This window comes from Burkholderia sp. LMG 13014 (genome assembly GCF_905232215.1).
In the GTDB taxonomy this organism is placed as follows: domain Bacteria; phylum Pseudomonadota; class Gammaproteobacteria; order Burkholderiales; family Burkholderiaceae; genus Burkholderia.
The window spans coordinates 1-5,809 of the sequence record NZ_CAJNKE010000392.1 but is presented as its reverse complement, the minus strand read 5'-3'; the positions used below and the strand labels follow the sequence as shown (position 1 = coordinate 5,809).

Sequence of the window (5,809 nt, the reverse complement as noted above, 5' to 3'; positions counted from 1 at the left end):
GCGGCCATCGGGCCGCCCATGTTGCCGAGTCCGATGAATGCAATTTCCATGTATAGGTCTCCGTGTCGACCGGACTTGGCGCTTCAGCGTCTAGTCCGGTCCCATGCTTCGCGGTCGACCGGACTTGGCGCTTCAGCACCTAGTCCAGTCCCATGCTTTGCGGTCGACCGGACTTGGTGCTTTAGCGCTTGGTCCAGTCCCATGCTTTGCGGTCGACCGGACTTGGTGCTTTAGCGCTTGGTCCAGTCCCATGCTTTGCGGTCGACCGGACTTGGTGCTTTAGCGCTTGGTCCGGTCCCATGCTTCGCGGTCGACCGGACTTGGCGCTTCAGCGCTTGGTCCGGCCCCATGCTTCGCACTTAGCGCAGCGCGATCGTCGTGTTCACACCACCGGCCGTTGCGTCGTCGTCGAACCAGCGCGCGGTGACCGTCTTGGTCTGCGTGTAGAACTGCACGACCTGCTTGCCGTACGGGCCGAGATCGCCGAGCTTCGAGCCGCGCGAGCCCGTGAAGCTGAAGTAGGGCACCGGCACCGGAATCGGGATGTTGATGCCGACCTGGCCGATGTCGATCTCGCTCTGGAACTTGCGCGCAGCGGCGCCGCTCTGCGTGAACAGCCCCACGCCGTTGCCCATCGGGTTGCGGTTGACGAGCGCGATCGCTTCGTCGAGCGTGTCGGCTTCGAGCACGACCACCACCGGCCCGAAGATTTCTTCCGTGTAGATCGACATGTCGGTCGTCACGCCAGAGAAGATCGTCGGGCCGACGAAGTTGCCCTGCTCGTAGCCGGGCACCTTCACGTCGCGGCCGTCGAGCAACAGCGTTGCGCCTTCCTTCACGCCCGCGTCGATCAGCGACAGGATGCGTTCCTTCGCCGCCTTCGACACGACAGGCCCGACGTCCGTACCGGCTTCCGCGCCCGCATTGACCTTCAGCGCCTTCGCCTTCTCGACGAGTTCGGGCAGCCAGTCGCGCGCCTTGCCGACCAGCACGACGACCGACGTCGCCATGCAGCGCTGGCCGGCCGCGCCGAAGCCCGCGCCGACGAGTGCGTTGATCGACTGCTCGCGGTGCGCATCGGGCAGCACGACTGCGTGGTTCTTCGCGCCCATCATCGACTGCACGCGCTTGCCGTGCTGGCTGCCGAGGTTGTACACGTGCGTGCCGACGCGCGTCGAGCCGACGAACGAGATTGCCTTGATGTCCGGATGCGTGCAGAGGCGGTCGACCACCGTCTTGCCGCCGTGCACGACGTTCAGCACGCCTTGCGGCACGCCGGCTTCGATGGCGAGTTCGACGAGCTGCATCGTCGACAGCGGGTCCTGCTCCGACGGCTTCAGCACGAACGTGTTGCCGCACACGATCGCCATCGGGAACATCCACAGCGGGATCATGCCGGGGAAGTTGAACGGCGTGATGCCCGCGCACACGCCGATCGGCTGGCGCAGCGTGTAGGTATCGACGCCGCCCGCGACGTTCTCCGCGAATTCGCCTTGCTGCAGCGTGCCGATCGAGCACGCGTGCTCGACGACTTCGAGGCCGCGGAAGATGTCGCCCTGCGCGTCGGGCAGCGTCTTGCCTTGTTCGGCGGTCAGCGTGTGCGCGATCCGTTCGAGATTGCGGCGCACGAGATCCTGGAACTTCAGCATGATGCGCAGCCGCGCGCCGATCGGCGTCGTCTTCCACGTCTGGAACGCGCGCTGCGCGGACGCGATCGCGGCGTCGACCTCGTCGAGCGTCGCGTACGGCACACGGCCGATCACTTCCTGCGTCGCGGGGTTGACGATGTCGCCCCATTCGGCGCTTTGCGATTCGACGAATGCGCCGTCGATCAGCAGCTTGGCGGTGGGCAGGGCGAGGGTGGTCTGGGGAACTGCGGCGTTCATGGAACTCTCCGGGAAACGGTGTGGCAACTAAAAAGGGGCCCCGTCTCCGCCGCGCATGCGCGCGCGGCGGACGGCAGGACGAACTGAAATCGATCGAATGCGGGCCGGCGCGTCAGGCACGTGCCGGGCGCATCAGCGCGGTACACAAGAGCGCGAACACGCCGAAGCCGACGAGGTACGCGATCACGTAGTGCGGCTGGCCGCCGCCGGCCTTGAGCAGCGACGTCGCGATCATCGGCGCGAAGCCGCCGCCGATCACGCCGGCGAGCTGCACCGACAGCGAGATGCCGCTGTAGCGGATTTCCGCCGGGAACTGCTGCGCGAACAGCAGCGATTCCGGCGCATAGAGGATCGGGAACACGACGCCGAGGCCGAGCACGATCGCCCACCATGCGTACGAGGTCTGCTGCGTGCCGAGCATCATGAAGAACGGCGCGGCGAACGCGCACATCAGCACGAGGCCGATCGCGAACATCCGGCGCTGGCCGATGCGGTCGCTCAGGTGGCCGCACAGCGGCATCGTGACGAGCGACAGCGCCGCGCCCGCCGTGATCGCGTGCAGCATCTCGGCCTTCGGCAGATGCAGCTGCTGCGTCGCGTAAGCGAGCGCGAATGTGACGACCATGTAGAACCAGGTGTTCTCGGCGGCGCGTGCGCCGACGATCGTCAGCACCTCGCGCGGATGGCGGCGCAGCGCGGCCGTCACCGGCGACTTCTCGGCCTTGCCCTGGCGCTGCATCTTCTCGAAGTCGGGCGATTCGGGCACCTTCGCGCGGATGAACCAGCCGAGGCCGACGAGCGCGATGCTCGCGAGGAACGGCACGCGCCAGCCCCACGACAGCATGTCGGCTTCCGGCAGCGCGGCCACCGCGGCCATCGCGACCGACGACAGGATCAGGCCGAGCCCGACACCCGTCTGCGGCAGGCTGCCGAACAGCCCCTTGCGGCCCTTCGGCGCGTGTTCGACGGCCATCAGCACCGCGCCGCCCCATTCGCCGCCGACGGCCATCCCCTGCAGGAAGCGCATCGCGATCAGCAGCGCGGCGGCCCAGTAGCCGATGCTGTCGTAAGACGGGATCAGCCCGATGATCATGCTCGGCACGCCCATCAGCAGCAGCGTGATCATCAGCATCGACTTGCGGCCGATCCGGTCGCCGAAGTGGCCGAACACGATGCCGCCCATCGGCCGCCCGATGAAGCCGACCGCGAACGTGCCGAACGCGGCGAGCGTGCCGACGACGGGATCCAGCGACGGGAAGAAGATGCGGTTGAACACCAGCGCGGCGGCCGTGCCGTAGAGGAAGAAGTCGTACCACTCGATCGTGGTGCCGGCCATGCTGGCCCAGCCGGCCAGCAGGTGGTGCTTCGCGGTGCGCTCGGGCGCCGGCGCCGCGACTGTCGCATGCTCATCGAGGGTGGATCGGGTCTGCATGGTGTCTCCGTGGTGGGTGCCGCGGCTCGTGGTCCGCAGGTCACGGTCGAGTATAGTTATGCGCAGATTCATCATGTACCGATAAAGAAACCGGTTGGATGTGCATTTATGCATAACGACGGCCGGCCCGGAGACTCCAGCCCCTTTTTCCCTCGCCGATGCGACATGCCACCGAGCCGGTTTCCGGCAACCTGAACTGGGACGACCTGCGTTTTTTCCTCGAAGTCGCGCGCACGCAGCGCGCGAGCGGCGCCGCGAAGCGGCTGGGGGTCGATTACACGACCGTCGCGCGGCGCATTCGCGCGCTCGAGGCCGCGATGGGCACGCTGCTGTTCGACAAGTCGCGCTCCGGCGGCTTCACGCTGACGGCGGAAGGGCAGCGGCTGGTCGCGTATGCGGACGCGATGGAGACGACCGTGCAGTCCGCGTGCGACCAGGTCGCGAATACGGGCGAGGCGCTGTCGGGCCATGTGCGGATCGGGTCGACGGAAGGGTTCGGGTGCTTTTTCCTCGCGCCGCAGCTCGCGCAGTTCCGTGCCGAGCATCCGCACGTGACGGTCGACCTGCTGCCGGTGCCGCATTTCGTCAACCTGCCGAAGCGCGAGGCCGACCTGGCGATCACGCTCGAGCGGCCAGAGCGCGGGCCTTACGTGGTCACCAAGCTGTGCGACTACCAGTTGCGGCTCTATGCGACGCGCGACTATCTCGCGAATCACGATCCGATCACCTGCACGGACGATCTCGCGCAGCACGCGTTCATCAGCTACGTCGACGATCTCGCGTTCAGCAACGAACTGCTGTACCTGGATCGCGCGGTGCCGGGCGCCACGGCCGGGCTTCGCACGACGAGCGTGATCGCGCAGTATTTCGCGGCGCTGCAGGGCGGCGGGCTGGCGATCCTGCCGTGCTTCATGGCGGCCACGCAGCCGGCGCTCGCGCCCGTGCTGCCGGACGACGTGGTCGTCACACGCTGCTTCTGGCTGACCTGCCGCGAGGATCTGCGCAAGCTGCGGCGCGTGACCGCGCTGTGGGATTACCTGCGCGCGGCGGCGGACGCGAATCGCGCGCTGCTGTCGGGCGAATCGGGGAAGCTGAGATTCGTCGGCGAACCGGAATAGCGGAGCGGGTGGTGTGGCGGTCGCGGTGGCGACGAAGTGATCGATCGGTATGAAAAACGGCCGACGAAGATCCGGCCGGGTTATCAGGGGAAACGCAGATGGCTTTGACGCATGCGGGCAAGGTTTTCGTGGTGTGTGTGGCCGTATTCGGTGTGGCCGCGTATTGGCTTGCGTCGCGCATGGTGCGCCGCCAGAACGGCGGCACGCGCGGATCGGGCGGCGCGGTCGCATTCTGGTGGCTCGTGTGCTTTTGCCTGGTGTCGCTGTGCTTCCCGTTCGCGTACTGGATCGGCGACGAACTCTACGACCTGGCGGTGTCGCCGAAATACGAGGCGACCGTCGTGTCCTACCAGTCCGAGTGGGACACCTGCGAGCGTCGCGACAGCAGCGGGCGTACCGATAAATACCCGTGCATCAAGTACACGTCGATCCTGGAGGCCGTGATGCCGGATGGCCAGCGGGTCGTGCTGCCGGGCAACATCCGCTCGGGCAGCGTGCCGGAGATCGGCGAGCGCGTCGATGTCGTGCTGCCGCAGGGCGCGAATCAGCTGCACGAGCGCAGCGTGCGCAGTGTCGGCCTGCTGGCCGGCGGCGGGCTGATGGTCGCGATGATCGGGTACTTCCTCTACCTGATCGCCGCGTACGGCGCCGGCCGGAACCTCGACGGCGCGGCCCGCTTCGGCGTGGCGGTGGTGATGAACGGGCTCGTGCCGCTCGGCGCGCTGCTGATGGAAATCGGCTTCCTGAGCGTGCCGTACCGCTACTGGGCGCGCGGGAATCCGGAGCAGTGGCCGGTGTGGGTGCTGGCGCTCTGCCTGCTGTTCGCGCTCGGGCTGCTGCCGTTGCTGCTCATCTACGCGCGAACCGCCTGGCGCGCGGTCGTGAAGTAACGGAGGTGGCGGCGCGGTTGTGCCATCATGTCAGCACCGACAGCCGCCAGGAGACGGTCGTGGAAATTCATTCGCAGTGGACCTTCGATTGCCGGCCCGAGCATGTATGGCCGCATTTCCTCCATGCCCGGATGGACGACACGCGGCCGTTGCTGTTCCGCCTCGGCGTGCCGAAGCCGGTCAGTTGCCGCGTGCTCGAAGGCGTGCCGGCGATCGGCAACACGCGGCAGTGCACGACCGATCGCGGCACGATCGACCAGCGGATTCTCGTGCTCGACGAGAATCGCCGGCTGCGTTACCGGATGGTGGCGTCGACGGTGTGGTGCCGCGACTGGGTCGGGCTGCTCGAGGACGAATTCACGCTGACGCCAATCGAAGGCGGCAGGACACGCGTCGAACGGCGCACCGTGTTCAGCGCGCGCGGCCTCTTCAGGCCGGTTCGGCAGATCGGGTTGTGGCTCGCGTTACAGCAGGCGCACCGGT

At 67.2% G+C, this 5,809-nt stretch carries 5 protein-coding genes; 3 read left to right on the top strand and 2 right to left on the bottom strand.

What is annotated here, in order from left to right:
- Nucleotides 1-359 precede the first annotated feature (359 nt).
- On the bottom strand, nucleotides 360-1,886 hold the full coding sequence (locus tag JYJ84_RS26865; protein ID WP_085043171.1) for a CoA-acylating methylmalonate-semialdehyde dehydrogenase: 1,527 nt from the start codon (nucleotides 1,884-1,886) through the stop codon (nucleotides 360-362).
- A 112-nt stretch (nucleotides 1,887-1,998) separates the two neighbouring features.
- Entirely contained in the window at nucleotides 1,999-3,318 is a 1,320-nt protein-coding gene (locus JYJ84_RS26860; RefSeq protein WP_175221540.1) for an MFS transporter, read from the bottom strand.
- A 158-nt stretch (nucleotides 3,319-3,476) separates the two neighbouring features.
- Between JYJ84_RS26860 and JYJ84_RS26855 the strand changes: the two genes are divergently transcribed.
- From JYJ84_RS26855 to JYJ84_RS26845, 3 genes are all read left to right on the top strand, one after another.
- Entirely contained in the window at nucleotides 3,477-4,436 is a 960-nt protein-coding gene (locus JYJ84_RS26855; RefSeq protein WP_122949315.1) for a LysR family transcriptional regulator, read from the top strand.
- A 98-nt stretch (nucleotides 4,437-4,534) separates the two neighbouring features.
- A complete protein-coding gene (locus JYJ84_RS26850) occupies nucleotides 4,535-5,326 on the top strand; it encodes a uracil permease (protein ID WP_175221541.1) in 792 nt (263 codons plus the stop codon).
- A 59-nt stretch (nucleotides 5,327-5,385) separates the two neighbouring features.
- Nucleotides 5,386-5,809 (top strand): SRPBCC family protein (locus JYJ84_RS26845; protein WP_205189667.1); only part of this gene is annotated, 424 nt, incomplete at its 3' end.

Excerpts from the sequence above, each read along its gene's own strand:
- JYJ84_RS26855 (WP_122949315.1), top strand. The coding sequence starts at position 3,477 with ATGCGACATGCCACCGAGCCGGTTTCCGGCAACCTGAACTGGGACGAC.
- JYJ84_RS26850 (WP_175221541.1), top strand. The coding sequence starts at position 4,535 with ATGGCTTTGACGCATGCGGGCAAGGTTTTCGTGGTGTGTGTGGCCGTA.
- JYJ84_RS26860 (WP_175221540.1), bottom strand. The coding sequence starts at position 3,318 with ATGCAGACCCGATCCACCCTCGATGAGCATGCGACAGTCGCGGCGCCG.
- JYJ84_RS26865 (WP_085043171.1), bottom strand. The coding sequence starts at position 1,886 with ATGAACGCCGCAGTTCCCCAGACCACCCTCGCCCTGCCCACCGCCAAG.